The 16210-nt window shown below is 61.7% G+C and carries 7 protein-coding genes; 3 read left to right on the forward strand and 4 right to left on the reverse strand.

Translation table 11 applies throughout. The features are described 5' to 3' along the window. Window positions 1–34 precede the first annotated feature (34 nt). The 4 genes from ACWBU6_RS08315 to ACWBU6_RS08330 form a co-directional block, all read right to left on the reverse strand. Window positions 35–2827: a TonB-dependent receptor gene (locus tag ACWBU6_RS08315; RefSeq protein WP_452648342.1), complete on the reverse strand. Its 2793-nt coding sequence runs from the start codon at window positions 2825–2827 to the stop codon at window positions 35–37. Window positions 2828–3240: 413 nt separating this feature from the next. Further along, the gene (locus ACWBU6_RS08320; protein ID WP_452648343.1) at window positions 3241–6036 is read right to left on the reverse strand and encodes a TonB-dependent receptor; all 2796 of its coding nucleotides are present in this window, start codon (window positions 6034–6036) and stop codon (window positions 3241–3243) included. Between the two features lie 182 nt (window positions 6037–6218). Then, the gene (locus ACWBU6_RS08325; protein WP_452648344.1) at window positions 6219–9110 is read right to left on the reverse strand and encodes a TonB-dependent receptor; all 2892 of its coding nucleotides are present in this window, start codon (window positions 9108–9110) and stop codon (window positions 6219–6221) included. A gap of 398 nt (window positions 9111–9508) precedes the next feature. Beyond that, a complete protein-coding gene (locus ACWBU6_RS08330) occupies window positions 9509–12277 on the reverse strand; it encodes a TonB-dependent receptor (RefSeq protein WP_452648345.1) in 2769 nt (922 codons plus the stop codon). 240 nt (window positions 12278–12517) lie between these two features. Here ACWBU6_RS08330 and ACWBU6_RS08335 point away from each other — a divergent pair, with 240 nt between their 5' ends. From ACWBU6_RS08335 to ACWBU6_RS08345, 3 genes are read left to right on the forward strand one after another with little or no spacing between them, the layout of a single operon-like run. Continuing rightward, window positions 12518–13453 carry an ABC transporter permease gene (locus ACWBU6_RS08335; protein ID WP_452648346.1) on the forward strand — a complete coding sequence of 312 codons (936 nt, stop codon included), beginning with the start codon at window positions 12518–12520 and terminating at the stop codon, window positions 13451–13453. A gap of 9 nt (window positions 13454–13462) precedes the next feature. Then, window positions 13463–14482 carry an ABC transporter permease gene (locus tag ACWBU6_RS08340; protein WP_452648347.1) on the forward strand — a complete coding sequence of 340 codons (1020 nt, stop codon included), beginning with the start codon at window positions 13463–13465 and terminating at the stop codon, window positions 14480–14482. Between the two features lies 1 nt (window position 14483). Beyond that, window positions 14484–16157, forward strand: a complete 1674-nt coding sequence (locus ACWBU6_RS08345; protein WP_452648348.1) for an ABC transporter ATP-binding protein — start codon at window positions 14484–14486, stop codon at window positions 16155–16157. Window positions 16158–16210: the final 53 nt, after the last annotated feature.

The following is a 16210-nucleotide window of genomic DNA, read 5'->3' on the forward strand; positions in this document are numbered from 1 at the left end:
GAGGCGGGTTTTTTTGCTTCTAGTCCCGAAGGGATTACTTGAAGGTGTAGTTGGCCGATACGTACACAACGCGTGCGCGTGGATCGTACTGGGTCACGTCGTAGCCGTTCTGGAACTGGTTCGATGCTGGAACGAAGATCGCAGGGTCCTTGTCGAACAGGTTGCGCACGCCAGCGTTCAGCACCAGGGTCTTCCAGCCCTTCCAGCTCACGTTCAGGTCATACAGCGAGTAGGACGGGACGAAGGTGCGGTTGTTGTCCATGTCGTGGCCAGCTTCGTAACGCTTGGAGAAGTTCTGGGTCAGGGTGACAGCCCATGGACCCTGGCTCCAGGTGCCGGACAGGGCGTGTTTCCACTTCAGCACCACGCCGCCGCTATCGGCGCCCAGCACTGGCGTGCCATCCTTATCGTTCATGACGATGGTGCCGACCTTTTGCGACAGGACGCCGCCCGGGCTGGTCTGGTCGAACTTGTCCATGTAGGTACCGTTCAGTGCGACGTCGAAGCGGCCAACAGAGGTGTTATGGCGATACTGCGCGAACACGTCAACGCCCCTCACATCGGCATCACCCGAATTGGCCAGGGTAGTGACGATGCTGTCGATCTGGTTGCCGTTCAGTTTTACCAGGTTGGCGTATGCCGGATCGCCCTGGCGGAAGCGGGAAACCACTTCCTGGGCCGAAGGGGTAGCCAGGATGTCGGAAATCTTGACGTGGAACCAGTCGAAGCCGACGGTCAGGTTGTTCATCGGCGACAGCACCAGGCCGACGGACTGCTGCTTGGACTCTTCCGGTTTCAAGTTCGGGTTACCGCCGGACAGCGCGTTCACCTGCTGCTGCGATGGGCTGGTCGCCTTGTCGATGAAGGAAGCGGAAGTGCCAATGGATTGCGGGGTCCACAGGTCGGTCAGGGTCGGTGCGCGGAAGCCGGAACCGACGGACGCACGAACCAGAACTGCCCGGACAGGCTGCCAACGAACGTTAGCCTTGTAGTTGGTGCTGTTGCCAACGTCGTTGTAGTCGTCGTAACGCACGGCCGCGCCGACTTCCAGGGTCTTCAGCAGAGGGAAGTTGGTTTCACCGAACAGCGACTTGATCTTGCGCGAGCGGTCGACTGGAGGCACGCTGCCGCCCAGGCCAGCGATGTCGCCGGTTTCCAGGGCTGGGCTTGGGGTAGTCACGTATTTTTCGTCACGGTACTGGCCGCCCACCGCGTATTGGCCGGTGATGCCTGCGAAGGTCGGCAGATCGCCGTTGATCTTGGCGTCAAACAGGGTCGACTTGGACTTGGCGTTCAGCGTGTCGCCGGAGTACTTGGCTTGCTGCAGCTTTTCTGCCAGAGGACCGGTCTGCACCGCGCCTGGTGCCCACGGGTTCCAGTTGTTGGCTGGATCGTTGATGATGCGGGCGTAAGCGACTTGCGAGAAGTAGCCGTCCGGTACGGAACCGTGCAGCTTCGACACGTTCTGGGTCACAGCCACTTCGTAGTCCTGGCCGGCAACATTGCCCTTGGCGCCGATGACCATGCGCGACTGGCGGGATTTGTCCAGGCTGGTACGCGGGCCAAAGTCGAACACGCGGCTGGTGACTGCCAGCGGAGCGCCAATCAGGTCGGTGAAGCCGCGGCTGGTCAGGTAAGGAACGGCGATCGACTGGTAAACAGGGTTGCTTGGGAACAGCAGCAGTGCCGGCTCAACACCTTGCTTCTCGAACTCGGCGTCAGAGGTCAGGAAGCTGCGGCGCACAGGGCTGCCCTGGAAGCGCTGGGTTACTTCGCTTTCCGAGTACAGCATATCGGCGAACAGCTGGTGCTGGTCGTTGATCTTGTATGCGAAGTTACCGGTCAGGTTACGCAGTTCGCGCTTAGGGATCAGGCCGACGAACGGTGCACTGTCAAACGTGCAGTACGGAGCGCCATGCGCGGTCGGGCTTGGATCCAGGAACATATTAATGTCCGCGCACTTGCCGGAAGCGGCCAGCGGGTTGCCGTAGCCACCGGCTGGCGAGTTGCCGAAGCCTGGCAAGCGGTTGTCCTGTGGGTATGGCTTGCTCGGGTCGATGCCGCCTTCGATGTTGCCGTGGCCGGTTGCGCCGTTGACAAAGTATGGCTCGCGTACGCCGCTCTTGGCGAAGTCACGCTCGTTGCCGAACAGTGCGCGTTCACGTTCCGCGGACATGGAAACCACGGCGGAGAAGCCTTGGTCTTCCAGGTTGCCGAAGCCGGCAGTCAGGGAAAACTTGTTGTTCTGGCCGCCGCCATCGCGGGTCGGGGTGCCGTAGCCGGCGCTCAGTTCCAGGCCTTCGAAGTTCTTGCTCAGGATGAAGTTAACTACGCCTGCGACAGCGTCAGAGCCGTACACGCCGGATGCGCCGTCTTTCAGGACTTCCACGCGTTCGATCGCGGACAGCGGGATGACATTGACGTTGACGGTTGCGCCACCACCGCCGGCGAAGGCTGCCAAGCGGCGGCCGTTAACCAGCACCAGGGTGCGCTCGGCGCCCAGGCCGCGCAGCGAAACGGAGGACAGGCCATAGGTGGAGCTGCCAGCGCCGGTGGCGTTGCTGGTGCCGCCCATGGAGGACAGGGCCGACACGCTGTTCAGCAGTTCCTGGGTGCTGGTGGCACCGGTGCGGGTGATCTCGGCTTTGCTCAGCACTTGGACTGGCAATGCGGTTTCAGAGTCCACGCGCTTGATCGAGGAACCGGTGATTTCCACGCGTTGGATTGGCTGGTCAGCCGTCTGTGCGAATGCTGCTTGCATGCCCAGTGCCAGGCCACCCGCGCAGATCACGCGAACCGAGCGAGACAGGATGGTTTCCTTCAACATATCTTTGTTACTCCCAAGAATTACAAACCGTTTAAGGCCGTCGCCGACCCTTAATTTTTGTTTGACGAGAAACAGCGCAACTTGCTGTGACCGCTTTTCGTCCGCGCTTATCAAATCATTCATTGGGAAAGGATGTCAATCGAAAGTCGCCCTGGAGCAGTCCATACAACTTGCAAAATAACACTATTGATTCATCTAAAATGGATGAATTTGTTGAATTTAAAGCGAAGAAGGGAGTAGTTTAGCAAAAAGATTAGCTAGAGAAACTTGCTCCACTGCAGCTTTTTGGTTACTTGTGAAGTGTGCCGAATTTGCTACAAAACTTTTAAGAACGTTAATTTTTTTCTCCCGGCAACATTCAAAAAAAACCCGCCGGCTTGCGCGGGCGGGGTTCGGGAGAAGTGAGCAGGAAGTTAGAACTTGTAAGACGCGCTCACATAGAACTGTCGACCCAATGCCGAAGAGTAGGAAGGGTTGTAGCCAACCTGGTGCGAACCGGTGTTGCGCAGGGTGAACGGCGGATCGCGGTCGAACAGGTTGAGGATGCCGCCCGTGATTTCCAGGTTCTTCATTGGACGGTAAGCGGTCTGCAGGTCGAAGGTGGTGTAGCTGGGCACCTGCAGGGTGATGCCGTAGCATTCGCCCGGCTGGCCGGCTACGATCACGGCGCAATCGTCCGCGCTTTGCTCCTTGTCGGTGTAGCCGTTGCGGTAGCTGGCGCTCAGGGTATGGGTCCATTGTGCCTGCTCGAAGCTGGTCGAGGCGCGCACCACGTGGCGGAAGCTGACCTTGTCGTTCGAACCATAACGGTTCAGGCTCGATTCCCACTGGTCGTCGGTGCCCGGCGTGGTGTAGCGCGAGCGCAGCAGCCAGGTACCGGCCAGGCGGCTGGTCAGCTTGCCGCCCAACAGCTTGGCACGATGCGTGAAGTCGTAGTCGACGCCGCGGTTTTCCACCTTGCCGATATTGATCGGCAGAAGCTTGATCGCCAGCACATCCCTGCCGGTCGAGCTGATGTGTTTGGTGGTAAACAGGTCGGCGTACTTGGCCGGTTTGTCGAAAATCAAGCCTTCGGACACCGAGGTCACCTGGTCGCGGATTTCCACGTTCCACAGGTCGAACGCCATGGACAGCGAGCTGGTCGGCTCGAACACGGTGCCGATGCTCCACTGCCTGGACTTCTCCGGCTGCAGGTCGGGGTTGCCGCCCTGGAAGGCTTCGAACTGCTGGCGTACCACGCCGTTGCAGTAGGAGGCCAGCGGGTGGCTGGTGCCGGTCAGCGGGCACTGGTAGTTGCCGCCAGTGACGCCCCAGTCTTCCAGCGGGCCGGCGATTTCCTGCATCGACGCGGCGCGGAAGCCGGTGCCCAGTGCGGCGCGGAACAGCAGGTTGCTGGCAGCGGCGTACTTGGCGCTCATCTTCCAGGTGGCGGCATTTTCCTTGTTGCCTACTTTCTGGCCGCTCAGGTTGTTGTCGATTGCGCCGATCTGGTCGTAGCGGGCCGAACCGGTCAGTTCCAGCGCTTTGCTGACGGGCATGACCAGCTCGGTGTAGGCGCCGAAGTTGTCGCGTTCGTAGGCGCTGTCCACTTGCGGGTTGTCGAACAGGATGCGGGCGTTCTTTGCCACGTCCGCCTGGTTGACCTTGAACGAAGTGTTGCGGTAGTCGACGCCGACGCCGACCTGGGCCGCGCCGCCTGGCAGCTTGAACGCTTCGCGCGAGGCACGGGCATCCCAGCCCTTCATTTCCACGGTCTGGGTGTTGTAGGTGCCGGTGAAGCCGGTGCCCAGCAGGGTGTCGCGCATGGCTTGCGGCATTTCGCCCAGGCCGTAGGCGAATGGGTCGATGCTGCCGGCGTCGATCGCGGCCTGGAACTTGTCGGCCAGCGGGAAGCCGGCCACGTATTTCTGCGTCTGCTTGTTCTTCGAATAGGTCAGGGCCGAGTTGACGTCCCAGCCTGCTACAGCGCCATCGACGCCTGCCACCAGATGGGTGGCCTTGGTGCCGTAGTCGTAGCTGCGGTTGCCCATCTCGTACAGGCGGTACTTGGCGACCACCGAGGTGGCGCCGGCATCCTGTTCGGCGCTCAGGTGCGGCTGGATGTACTTGTTATACAGTGCCGAGCCTTTGGCGATCGAGAAGTCGGCCGGGTAAGGGGCAATCGAAGCGACGATCTTCGCTTCGGTGTAGGCCAGGTCATAGAAACCTTTAAAGCCGGAGTTGCCCAACTTGACGCTGCCGGAAGAGAACAGGGCGTCGCGCTGCGATTCCGGGTTGATCTCGATGGTCGAGGCGCTGTCGAAGTAGCAGTTGCCGTCGCCATAGAAGTCGGCGTTGACCGCGGCGCACTTGCCGCCATGGGCCAGGGCATACGGGTTCAGGTTGACGGTCTTTTCCACCGGCAGGCCGGTATCCGGGTCAATCTCGCTGGAGTTGTAAGTCACGCCGGCATTGGCGGGCAGCGAACGCGAGGAGCCGTTGATGAACTGCAGCTGTTTGCCGTTGGCCGGGTCGGTGAAGTTGATGATGCCGGTCCGGGCGAAGCTGCGCTGGGAAGCCTTGAGCTGTTTTTGCTCGTCGTGGCTGACCGAGAAGAACACGCTGTAGCCGTCTTCATCGATGTCGCCGAAGCCCTTGCTGAGGGAGATGGCGTTGCTGGCGCCACCGCTTTGCTCGGGGCGCGAATACTTGGCATTGAACTCCCAGTCGGTTGCCCCCTTTTTCAGGATGAAGTTGACCACGCCGGCGATGGCATCGGCGCCGTACAGCGCGGAGGCGCCGTCGGTCAGCACTTCGACGCGCTCGATGGCCGACAGCGGAATCGAGTTCAGGTCGATGGTGGTGCCGGAATTGGCCGGGGCGACGCGGCGGCCGTTCAGCAGCACCAGGGTGTAGGCCGCGCCGATGTCGTGGATGGATGCGGTGGTCACGCCGCCGCCGCCGCCGCCGACCGAGTCGGCTGCGACAGAAAAGCCCTGCATGGCCGGCAGTTGCTGGATGAAGTCGGTCACAGTGGAGACGCCGGACTTCTTGATGTCTTTCTGGCTGAACGACTGCACCGGCAGCGAGGATTCGGCTGCAATGCGCTTGATGCTGGAACCGGTAATTTCGACGCGCTGCATCGGCGCTTCCGGGGCGGCTTCCTGGGCCTGGGCGGCGCCGCCGAGGGCCAGGCTGCCGGCGAACATCAGGCGCAGGGAGCGCGACATGGCTTTCTCAATGATCATTGATGAATGTCTCAGTAATAAAATAATGGGACCAGCATCAAACCATCGGCGCAGTGCTTTAGCAATGGATGTTTGATAAGTGAAACAAACGAAACATTAGGCGACAATAAAAAAACCCCGCCGGCTTGCGCGAGCGGGGAGCGGGAGTAGTGCTAAAAGCGGGGTTATTTGAACTTGTAGCTGGCGGTGAGGTAGAAAGTACGGCCCAGCGGATCGGTGTAGCGGCCGTCGTAGCCCACCTGGTTGCCGCCGCCAGTGTCGCGGATCGACAGCGGGGGCTCCTTGTCCAGCAGGTTACGGATACCGCCTGTAACCGACCAGTTCTGGTTGAAGTTGTACTTCGACTGCCAGTCGAGGGTGTAATACTCCTTGACCTTGCGTCCTTTCAGGTCGACGTAACCACCCAGGGTGCCGTCGTCGTTGACCGAGCGCACGCGGCCGTCGTCTGCCGAGTATTCCTTGTCGGCATAGCCGGAACGGTAGTTCACGGTCAGCGAATTGGCCCACTGCTCGCTCGATTTCAGCGAGAACACCAAACGCGAGATCCAGCGGAAAGTCACGTCGTCGTAAGAGTCGAAGCGTGCAATGCTGCTTTCCGTCGACAGGCTGCCGTCTGCTTCAGGCACGGTCTTCTCGGCCTTCAGCATATACGTCGCGGTCCAGTTGGTGGTCAGCTTGCCGATCGGGGTATTGGTGCGCAGGGTTGCGTCCAGGTCGATACCGCGATAGCGCGAGCTGGCCAGGTTCAGCGGCGACTGGGTCATCACCAGCACCTTCGATTTCTGGATCGGGTCGAAGTAGATGCTGGCGTACCTGTCGGCCAGGGCCGGGGTGCGGAACAACATGTCCTGCGACAGGTTCTGGATCTGGTTCTTCAAGCGCACGTCCCAGACGTCCACGCCCAGCGACAGTGCATCCATTGGTTCAAGGCGGATGCCAATCGTTGCCTGTTTCGAGGTTTCCGGCTTCAGCGCATCGGCGCCGGTGCTTGGGTTACCCACGGTCAGCAGGCCGTATTCCTGCACGCCGCGGCAGTACGCGAAGCGCGGATCGGTGGCGTTCTTGATCGGGCAGTCGAAGAAGTTCGAGGAGCCGCCGTTCTTCAGCGGGTCCGAAATATCGTTCATGGTCGGCGCCTTGAAGCCGGTGCCGTAGGAGCCGCGCAGCATCACTTCCTTCGAGGGCTGCCAGCGGGCGGACAGCTTGAAGGTGGTCTTGGAGACGTCCTTGCCCTGCTTGCCGGCCGCTGCCGGGTTGCCGTTCACGTCGTAGCTGGTATTGCGCTTTTCGACGGCGTCGTAGCTGTCGTAACGCGCCGAAGCGGTCACGTCCAGGCCTTTGATCACAGGCATTTGCAGTTCGCCGAATGCACCCCAGTTGTTGCGCTTGGCGTCCAGGGCTTGCGAGCCGGTGCCGCCGCCGATCACGGTGTCGGTCCAGCCCGGGTTGCCAGGGCCGGGGCCTTGCAGGATGCGGCTTGGCGCATCGTTGTAGCGCTGGATGGTGTAGTCGGTACCCAGGCCCAGGGCTGCATTGCCGCCAGGCATGGCGAACACTTCACGCGAAGCGTGGGCGCTCAGCACGTCCAGCTTGGACTTGATGGTCGACAGGTTCTCATGCAGGACTGCCGGCGCCAGGATGGAGGCGGCATTCGGGTCGAACACGTAAGGATTGTAGGCACCGGATTGCACCAGGGCTTCGAACTTGTCGCCGCTCATGTAACCGCCGGCAGCTTTGTCGGTCTGCTTGTTCTCGGAGTGCGTGTACGTTGCGTTCAGGTCCCAGCCGGCGAATTCGGTGTCCAGGCCCAGCGACAGGTGCAGCGCCTTGGTGCCCCAGTCGTCAGTACGGCCGCCAGCATCGCGGGCGCGGTAGTACAGGTAGGCGTCGGTAACCTTGGTCGGGTCGACGCCTTGCGCTGCCAGCAGTGGCTCAACCGACTTCTTGTACGGCACGATGTAGACCGGGCTGACGGTCAGCACGCCGGATTCCGGATCGGTGCTCATGGTGGTCAGCGGCTGTGCCGGTGCTGCGTAGCGGGCGGTGCTCGTGAACTTGGAGTAGACAAACTCGCCGCTCAGGCGGGTCTTTTCGGAGATCTTCAACTGGCCGGAGGTGAACAGGCTGTCGCGCTTCAGTTCCGGCAGCAGTTCTACGGTTGCCGCGTAGTCGTAACGGCAAACGCCGCCGCGCTCGAACGTATTCGGGCCATTGCACTTGCCGGTGTTGACCAGGTCAGGGGTGAAGGTAGCGTTGTTGCCATCGCTGTCGTACACGTCGGCAACTGCCGGGATCGAATTGATCGAATTTTGCCAGGTGGCGTACTGTTTGCCATTGTGGCCGAATTTGACCACGCCGGAGTTGGCGAATGGACGCTGGCTGGCGTTCAGTGCCTTGCTCTGGTCATGGCTGTAAGCCAGCATGACATTGAAGCCATCGGCATCGTAGTTGCCGAAGCCCTTGGTGATCGACACGTTGGAGCTCTGGCCGCCGTCATGCTGCGGGCGGTTGTAGGTGGCGTCGATGCTCAGTTCGTTCTGGTTCTTCTTCAGGATGAAGTTGACGACGCCGGCGATGGCGTCCGAGCCGTACAGGGTGGAAGCGCCGTCGGTCAGGATCTCTACTTTCTCGACTGCCGAAAGGGGAATCGATGCCAGGTTGACCGCGCTGCCGGTGCCGTACGGCGCCATGCGCTTGCCGTTCAACAGCACCAGGGTGTAGTCGGTGCCGATCGAGTGAATGGAGGCGCTTTGCACGCCGCCGCCGCCGCCGTTGATGGACGCGGACGAGGTGATCATGCCTTGCATCGATGGCAGCAGGGCGACCAGGTCGGCCACGTTTTTCACGCCGGTCTGATCGATGTCCTTGCGGCTCAGGGTCTGGATTGGCAGGGCGCCCTCCTGGGCGATGCGCTTGATCGACGAACCGGTAATTTCAACGCGCTGCATGGTGGTGTCTGTTTGCTGGGCGAATACGGGCGCACAGACTCCGGCTGCCAGCAGGCCGCTGGCGCAAGCCACCCGGACTGCGTACGACAGGATGCTCTCTTTCATCATGATTCTTGGTTCTCCCTGAAGGTAACTGTTCTTTGCATTTGCGCAAAACCTAGCAATAGGCTGTTCGTACTTTCTTGCAAGTGTTCTTGGCTTGCAATCTTTTTGAAACAGAACGTCACAACCTGTTACGAAATCGCAACAACAGGACTTTCGTTTACCTAGGCTAGATGAATGGAGAAGGCGGCAGTTTGATGGAAGTAGGGCGAAGTTGCGCGAGGCTTGTCGCGTAAAACGAAAGTCTTTTGCTAATGTATCTTTCGTTTTGTAACTATTTTGAAACAAGCGACTTGTGTACACAAGCCGGACAGCCCGCCGCTTGCGGGCGGCGACGGAAGGAGCCGCCGGATAAAAAAAAACGGCACCGAAGTGCCGTTTTTGCCTCCGACAATCCAGCCGATTTAGAAGAACTTGTACTGGGCGCCCAGCTTGAAGTAGCGGCCAATGGCGCCGGAAGCGTCCATCGGGTTATAGCTCATGCCGCCATAGGTCAGCGGATCCAGTGGAGCGATCTTGTCGGTCACGTTGTTGATCGATGCGAACACGGTGAACTGCTTGTTCACGTTGTAGCGCGCCGACAGGTCCAGGGTGGTGAACGAGGCGATCTTGCAATCCTTGGTGCCTGGCTGGCCATTCGCCAGGTTGGAGGCGCACAGGTCGCCGGCGAACAGGACGTTGTCCATGCTGTCGCGGTAGTTGACGATACCGGCGAGGTTCAGGTCGCGGTAGTCCCACGATGCATTCAGGTTCATCTTGTTCTTAGGCGTACCGGCACAGTTCGAGGTATCGCAGTTGCCGTGGGTGCCGTTGAACTGGTACACGGTGGTTGCGGACTCGTGACGCTTCCACGACGCGGTGTGGGTCCAGACGAAGCCCAGGGTTGCGCGGCCGTAGTCGCCCAGGCGGATGCGTTGCTTGATGTCGAGGTCCACGCCGCTCACTTCGGTGAAGCTGGAGTTGCGGTATGGCGCCTGGGTCAGCACCAGGGTGCCGGTGCCAGGGATGGCGACGCCGTTGACGATCAGGTTGTTGTCGTTGCGGATGGCGGTCGGCAGGGCCGCCGCTTCGTTGTATGGCAGCGGGTTGATCTCGTCGCTGCGCTTGATCTTCCACGCGTCCAGCGCCAGGCTGGTGCCGTCGAACGGATCCCACACGATGCCCAGGGTCGAGCCCTTGGAGGTTTCCGGTTTGAGCGAAGCGCTGCCGACCTTCACGGCCGCCACCGGGATCGCGCAATCGGTGGCGGTGGCGCCGCCGGCCGCCGGGGTGCCGCCCGGGCAACGCACCGGATCGCGCACGGTCGAGGTACCGGTCGATTGCGACAGCGGCGAGCCTTCAGCCGGGCCAGGGGCGCGGAAGCCCTCGGTGTAGGTGCCGCGCAGGGCGAAGGACTTGACCGGGGTCCACTTGAAGCCGGCTTTCGGGGTGGTGGACTTGAAGTTGTCGTACTTGTCGTAACGTACGGCAGCGCTCAGTTCCAAGCCTTTCAGCACCGGCGCGACCAGTTCGGCAAACACTGCCGATACCTTGTTGTCGCCGAAGGCCGCGACGTAGGAAGAGTTGATGGAGCCGTCGATGGAACCGGATAGCGATGGGTTTTCCAGCTTTTCGCGGCGGTGCTCCGCGCCGAGCGCCAGGCCCAGGTTGCCGCCTGGCAGGGCGAATAGTTCACGCGAAGCATGGAAGTCGATCACGTCCAGCTTGGTGGTCGAATCCGAAGTTGCGCTGGTGACCATGGCAGCGTACAGCGAGGCCGGGTTCCTCGACGCTTCCGCACCGATGTAATACGGGAAGTACTGCGAGGTCGGGTCGCTCAGCGCCGCACGCACCACGTTCATGTTCAGCATATTGCTGTAGTCCAGGTGCAGCTTGGACTTGGAGTGGGTCAGGCCGCCGTCGTAATCCCAGCCGGCCAACGTGCCCTTGACGCCGACCACAAAGCGGGTGAATTCGTTGTTGGCCGAACGGGTGCTTGGGCCGACGTCGAACGCAGAGTAGCGGATGCGGGTCGCCACGCCGTACGGGTTCTGCGGGTGGGTGGCCGCCATCAGCGGCAGGTTGCCGTAGTTGATGAAGCCGAGTGGATTGGTCGTATTGGGCGGGAAGGCCACGGTCGGCGTGACCGATGGCGGGACCAGGGTGAAGGCAGTGTCGCGCTTGGAGTAGCCGGCTTCGGCATACAGCTGCATGCTGTCGTTCACCTGCCAGGTGCCGCGGGTATACAGGTTGACCGATTCGATCTCCGGCTGCATGTCGCGGAACTGGTCCTGGTGCCACAGGCAGCCGCCGTTGGCGCCGGTCTGGTCCGCGGTCTGCGACAGTGCGGCGCAGCCTGGCAGGCTGCTGTAGGCGGTGGTGGCAGGATTGCGGATCGAGCCGGCCGGGTTCGGCTGGGCGCTGTTCAGGCCGGCGATATAGCCGCTGGCGAACTGGGTGCCGACCGGGAAGCCGTATGGGCGCAGGTCGCCCTTGCCGATATGGCCGCGGTCGCGGCGGTCGCTGTTCTTGATGCGGTCGGAATCGAAGAACTCGGCATTGACGACCCAGTTGTACTTGTTGTCGTCCAGGTTGCCCAGGCCGTAGGTGATGGAGGCCTTGTTCTGCTTGCCGTCGTCGTAGCGCGACCAGCCGGTATCGCCTTTCAGCTGCAGGCCTTCGAAGTCCTTGCGCAAGATGATGTTGACCACACCGGCGATCGCGTCTGCGCCGTAGGTGGAGGACGCGCCGTCTTTCAGGATCTCGATGCGCTCGACGATCTGCATCGGCACCGTGGACAGGTCGGTGAAGCTCTTCTGGCCGTCGTCGGCACGCGCGAACGGCGCCATGCGGCGGCCGTTCAGCAGTACCAGGGTCGAGGTCGCACCCAGGCCGCGCAAGGAGATCGCAGTGGAGCCTGCGGCGAAGCCGTTGCCGAAGCCGGTCGGCAGCGAGCCGGCGCCGTCCACGGTCAGGGTCTGCAGGTATTCGGCGACAGTTGACTTGCCGGACTTCATCAGGTCTTCCTTGCTGATGACCTGGATTGGCGATGCGGTTTCCTGGGTCGCGCGTTTGATGCTCGAACCGGTTACTTCCACGCGCTGCATTGGTGCCGGTGCTTCCTGGGCGAAGGCCGGGGCGGCCATGGTGGCGAGCATGCCGCCGGCGCAAACGAGCCGGACGGAACGAGCCATGATTTTTTCCATCATGTTGCTATCTCCAATCATATGCAATAAAAAGACGAGCTACAGCTATTGACTACTGCTTCGGCGCTCCCATTCGAAGGTGCCATCATGTGATTCCCTCGCGGAAAGATAAGAGCATTTGGGCTAACATTGCGTCAATTAGAAATTGGTACCCGATACATATTTACGAAAAAGCGTCTCATTTATGAAACGTTGCTACGTGAACCACTTATAGAACGCTTGCAAGGGATGATTTCATATTCGATACGCCGCATCTGGCAAATGGTGCCGACCTTGCTGGGCGTGGTGTTGCTCGTGTTTTTGCTGTTCAACTGGGTGGGCGGCGACCCGGCTTTTATTCTCGCGGGCAAGATGTCCGACGCTGCCGGCATCGAGAATATCCGCCGCCAGCTCGGCGTCGACCAGCCTTGGTATGTGCAACTGGGGATCTTCCTGAAGCAGGTCGCGACCTTTGACTTTGGCCAGAGCTGGGCCACGGGGGAGGCGGTGGCCGACATCATCACGTCCCGCCTGGGGCCGTCGCTGGCGGTGCTGGTGCCGCTGACCTTGCTGGAAACCGTGCTTGGCATTGCGTTGGCGTTGGCGCTGGCCTTTGTGCGCGGCTCGCTGACCGACCGTGCCGTGATGCTCGCCTGCACGATGGGCATGTCGATTTCCATCCTGGTCTACATTATCGTGTTCCAGTACTGGCTGGCGTATAAGGCGGGCTGGTTCCCGGTCCAAGGCTGGGGCGCCGGCTTGCAGGAAAACCTGCGTTACGCGGCCCTGCCGGTCCTGATCGGGCTGGCCGTCTCGCTGGCGCCCACCTTGCGCCTGTACCGCAGCTTCGTGCTGGAGGAGGCGGGGCAGGACTATGTGCGCACTGCGCGTGCCAAGGGCCTGCCCGAACGGCGCGTGATGTGGGTGCATGTGCTGCGCAATGCGGCGATCCCGATCATTACCCATGTGATGGCGAGCCTGCCGGCGATGCTGATCGGGGCTTTCCTGCTGGAGCGCTTTTTCGGTATCCCCGGCATCGGGCGCGAAGTGATCCTGGCGGTGGAGCGCTCCGATTTTCCCGTCATCAAGGCAATTACCGTCTACGTTGCCGTGGCCACCATGGTGTTCAACCTGCTGACCGATTTGCTGTACCAGGCTGTCGATCCGCGCGTTCAGCTCAAGTAAGGACAATGCATGCACGCAGTTCATGATTCGGCCGGCCTGTGGACGCTGGCGTGGCGCCGCCTGCGGGCCGACCGGCTCGCCATGGTGGCGCTGGCCGTGGTGGCAGCTTTCCTGCTCCTGCTTGCCGCTTCCGCCAGCGGCATGGTGGCCGCAGACTGGGAAGAGGAGGTCGCGGTGAACTACGCGCCGCCGACGTTTGCCGCGCCGCGCGCCCTGCAGGCGCCGGGCAACATCCATGCCGCCGCGCCGGTCATCCCGCCCGCCAACGAATTCGACCCGCTGGCCGACGACTTGCGCGAACTGCGCGCCACACTGGGCAAGGCGGTGGCCGAACCGGCCGCCGGGCGGGCGCAGAGCCTGCCGTTCGGCGCCGACAAATGGGGCCACGACATCATCCGGAAAACCATCAAGGGCGGCGAGACATCCATCGTGGTGGGTCTGGCCGCGGCCACGCTGGCGGTCGGGCTGGGCACGCTGCTGGGCGCCGTTTCCGGCTTTTACGGCGGCATGGTGGACGATCTCTGCAACTGGTTCTACAACGTGTTCACCTCGATCCCTTCGATTCTCATGATACTGGCCGTGGCCGCGGTGCTGCAGCAGAAAGGCGTGCTGACCATTGTCCTGATCCTGGGGCTGACCGGCTGGACCGGCCCTTACCGCCTGATCCGCGCCGAGTACATCAAGCACAAGGCGCGCGAATACGTGATGGCGGCCGATGCCATCGGCGCCTCGGCCTGGCGCAAGATGTTCAGCCACATTTTCCCCAACGTCAGCCATGTGGCGCTGGTGCAGCTATCGATCCTGGCGGTCGGTTTCATCAAGGCCGAAGTGATCCTGTCCTTCCTCGGTTTCGGCGTGCCGGTCGGCGTGGTGAGCTGGGGCTCGATGCTGAACGAAGCCCAGAATGAACTGATCCTTGGCAAATGGTGGCAACTGACGGCGGCCGCCGGCGCCATGGCCCTGCTGGTGAACGCCTTCTCCCTGTTTGCCGATGCACTGCGCGACGCGCTCGACCCCAAGGTGAAATGACATGCTGCTACAGGTCCGCAACTTGCGAATCCGCTTCCGCACCGACAAGAAAAATACGGTCGAAGCGGTAAAAGGCATTTCCTTCGACATTCCGCATCACCGCACGGTGGCCCTGGTAGGCGAATCGGGCAGCGGAAAATCGGTTACTTCGCTGGCCGTCATGGGCCTGTTGCCGCCACAGACGACGCTGATCGATGAACGAAGCAGCGTCCTGTTCGAAGGCCGCGAAGTGCTGCACCAGCCGGCCGCCCGGCGCCGTGCCATGTGCGGCAAGGATATCGCGATGATCTTCCAGGAGCCGATGTCCTCGCTCAATCCGGTGTTCACGGTCGGCGCCCAGATCGGCGAAGTATTGCGCTTGCACATGGGGATGGACAGGCGCAGCGCCCGTGCCCGTACGCTCGAATTGCTGGAGGAAGTCGGCATCCCCGACCCGGCGGCCAGGATCGACGCCTACCCGGGCCAGTTGTCGGGCGGCCAGCAGCAACGCGTGATGATCGCCATGGCCATTGCCTGCAGGCCAAGGCTGCTGATCGCCGACGAGCCGACCACAGCGCTGGACGTGACGGTCCAGAAGCAGATCATGGAACTGATTGCCGGCCTGCAGAGAAAGCACCAGATGTCGGTGCTGTTCATCACCCACGACCTGGGACTGGTGGCGGAAACCGCAGATGACGTGATCGTGATGCGCCACGGCGAAGTGCGGGAGACGGGGGCTGCGCGCGCGGTGTTCGCCGAACCGAAAGACTTGTACACGCGCGCATTGCTGCACTGCCGGCCATCGCTCGATGCGCGCCCGCTGCGTCTGCCGGTGATCCAGGACTACATGGAAGGGCGCCTTGGCGCTGCCGGACAGCAGCCGCAGCGCGTGCGCGGCAGCGCGCCGGATGACGCGGTCGTGCTCGATGTGCGGGATCTGAAAAAGAGCTTCTGGCTGCGCGAAGGCCTGTTCGGCAAGCGCGAATTCCAGGCGGTCAAGGGCGTGTCGTTCAAGCTGGCGCGCGGCAAGACGCTGGGCGTGGTCGGCGAATCGGGCAGCGGCAAGTCCACCGTCGGCCTGACCCTGCTGCGCCTGCACCAGGCCAGCGGCGGCAGCGCCCTGTTCGAAGGACGCGACCTGCTGGCCATGAGCGCGAAGGAATTCCAGCCGTTCAAGCGCCGTATCCAGATCATTTTCCAGAATCCGTATGCTTCGCTGAACCCGCGCTTCACGGTGGGACAGATCCTGCTGGAGCCGATGCGGCTGCACACGATAGGCGCCAATGACGAACAGCGCACACAGTTGGCGCTGGCGCTGCTGGAGCGGGTAGGGCTGCCGCAGCAGGCCTACCATCGCTATCCGCACGAGTTCTCCGGCGGCCAGCGGCAGCGCGTTGCCATTGCGCGCTGCCTGACCATGAAGCCGGAAATCCTGGTGTGCGACGAATCGGTATCGGCGCTGGACGTGTCGGTACAGGCACAAGTGCTGAACCTGCTGCAGGACCTGCAGGACGAACTTGGCCTGTCCTATATCTTCATTTCGCACGACCTGTCCGTGGTGAAGTACATTTCCGACCAGGTGATGGTGATGCGCCAGGGCGAGGTGGTGGAAATGGCCGATTCGGATGAGTTGTACCGCAATCCGCAGCATTCTTATACGCGCTCCTTGCTGGCGGCGATTCCGCGGGCGGCTTGATCGGCCCTTGTAAAGCTGGCAAACTGGTTATCCGCGCCGCACACCGTGGCGCA

The organism is Pseudoduganella sp. HUAS MS19 (genome assembly GCF_053615455.1).

Bases quoted from the DNA above. Each gene is read 5' to 3' on its own strand.
- ACWBU6_RS08340 (WP_452648347.1), top strand. From the start codon at position 13,463: ATGCACGCAGTTCATGATTCGGCCGGCCTGTGGACGCTGGCGTGGCGC.
- ACWBU6_RS08335 (WP_452648346.1), top strand. From the start codon at position 12,518: ATGATTTCATATTCGATACGCCGCATCTGGCAAATGGTGCCGACCTTG.
- ACWBU6_RS08315 (WP_452648342.1), bottom strand. From the start codon at position 2,827: ATGTTGAAGGAAACCATCCTGTCTCGCTCGGTTCGCGTGATCTGCGCG.
- ACWBU6_RS08330 (WP_452648345.1), bottom strand. From the start codon at position 12,277: ATGGCTCGTTCCGTCCGGCTCGTTTGCGCCGGCGGCATGCTCGCCACC.
- ACWBU6_RS08320 (WP_452648343.1), bottom strand. From the start codon at position 6,036: ATGTCGCGCTCCCTGCGCCTGATGTTCGCCGGCAGCCTGGCCCTCGGC.
- ACWBU6_RS08345 (WP_452648348.1), top strand. From the start codon at position 14,484: ATGCTGCTACAGGTCCGCAACTTGCGAATCCGCTTCCGCACCGACAAG.
- ACWBU6_RS08325 (WP_452648344.1), bottom strand. From the start codon at position 9,110: ATGATGAAAGAGAGCATCCTGTCGTACGCAGTCCGGGTGGCTTGCGCC.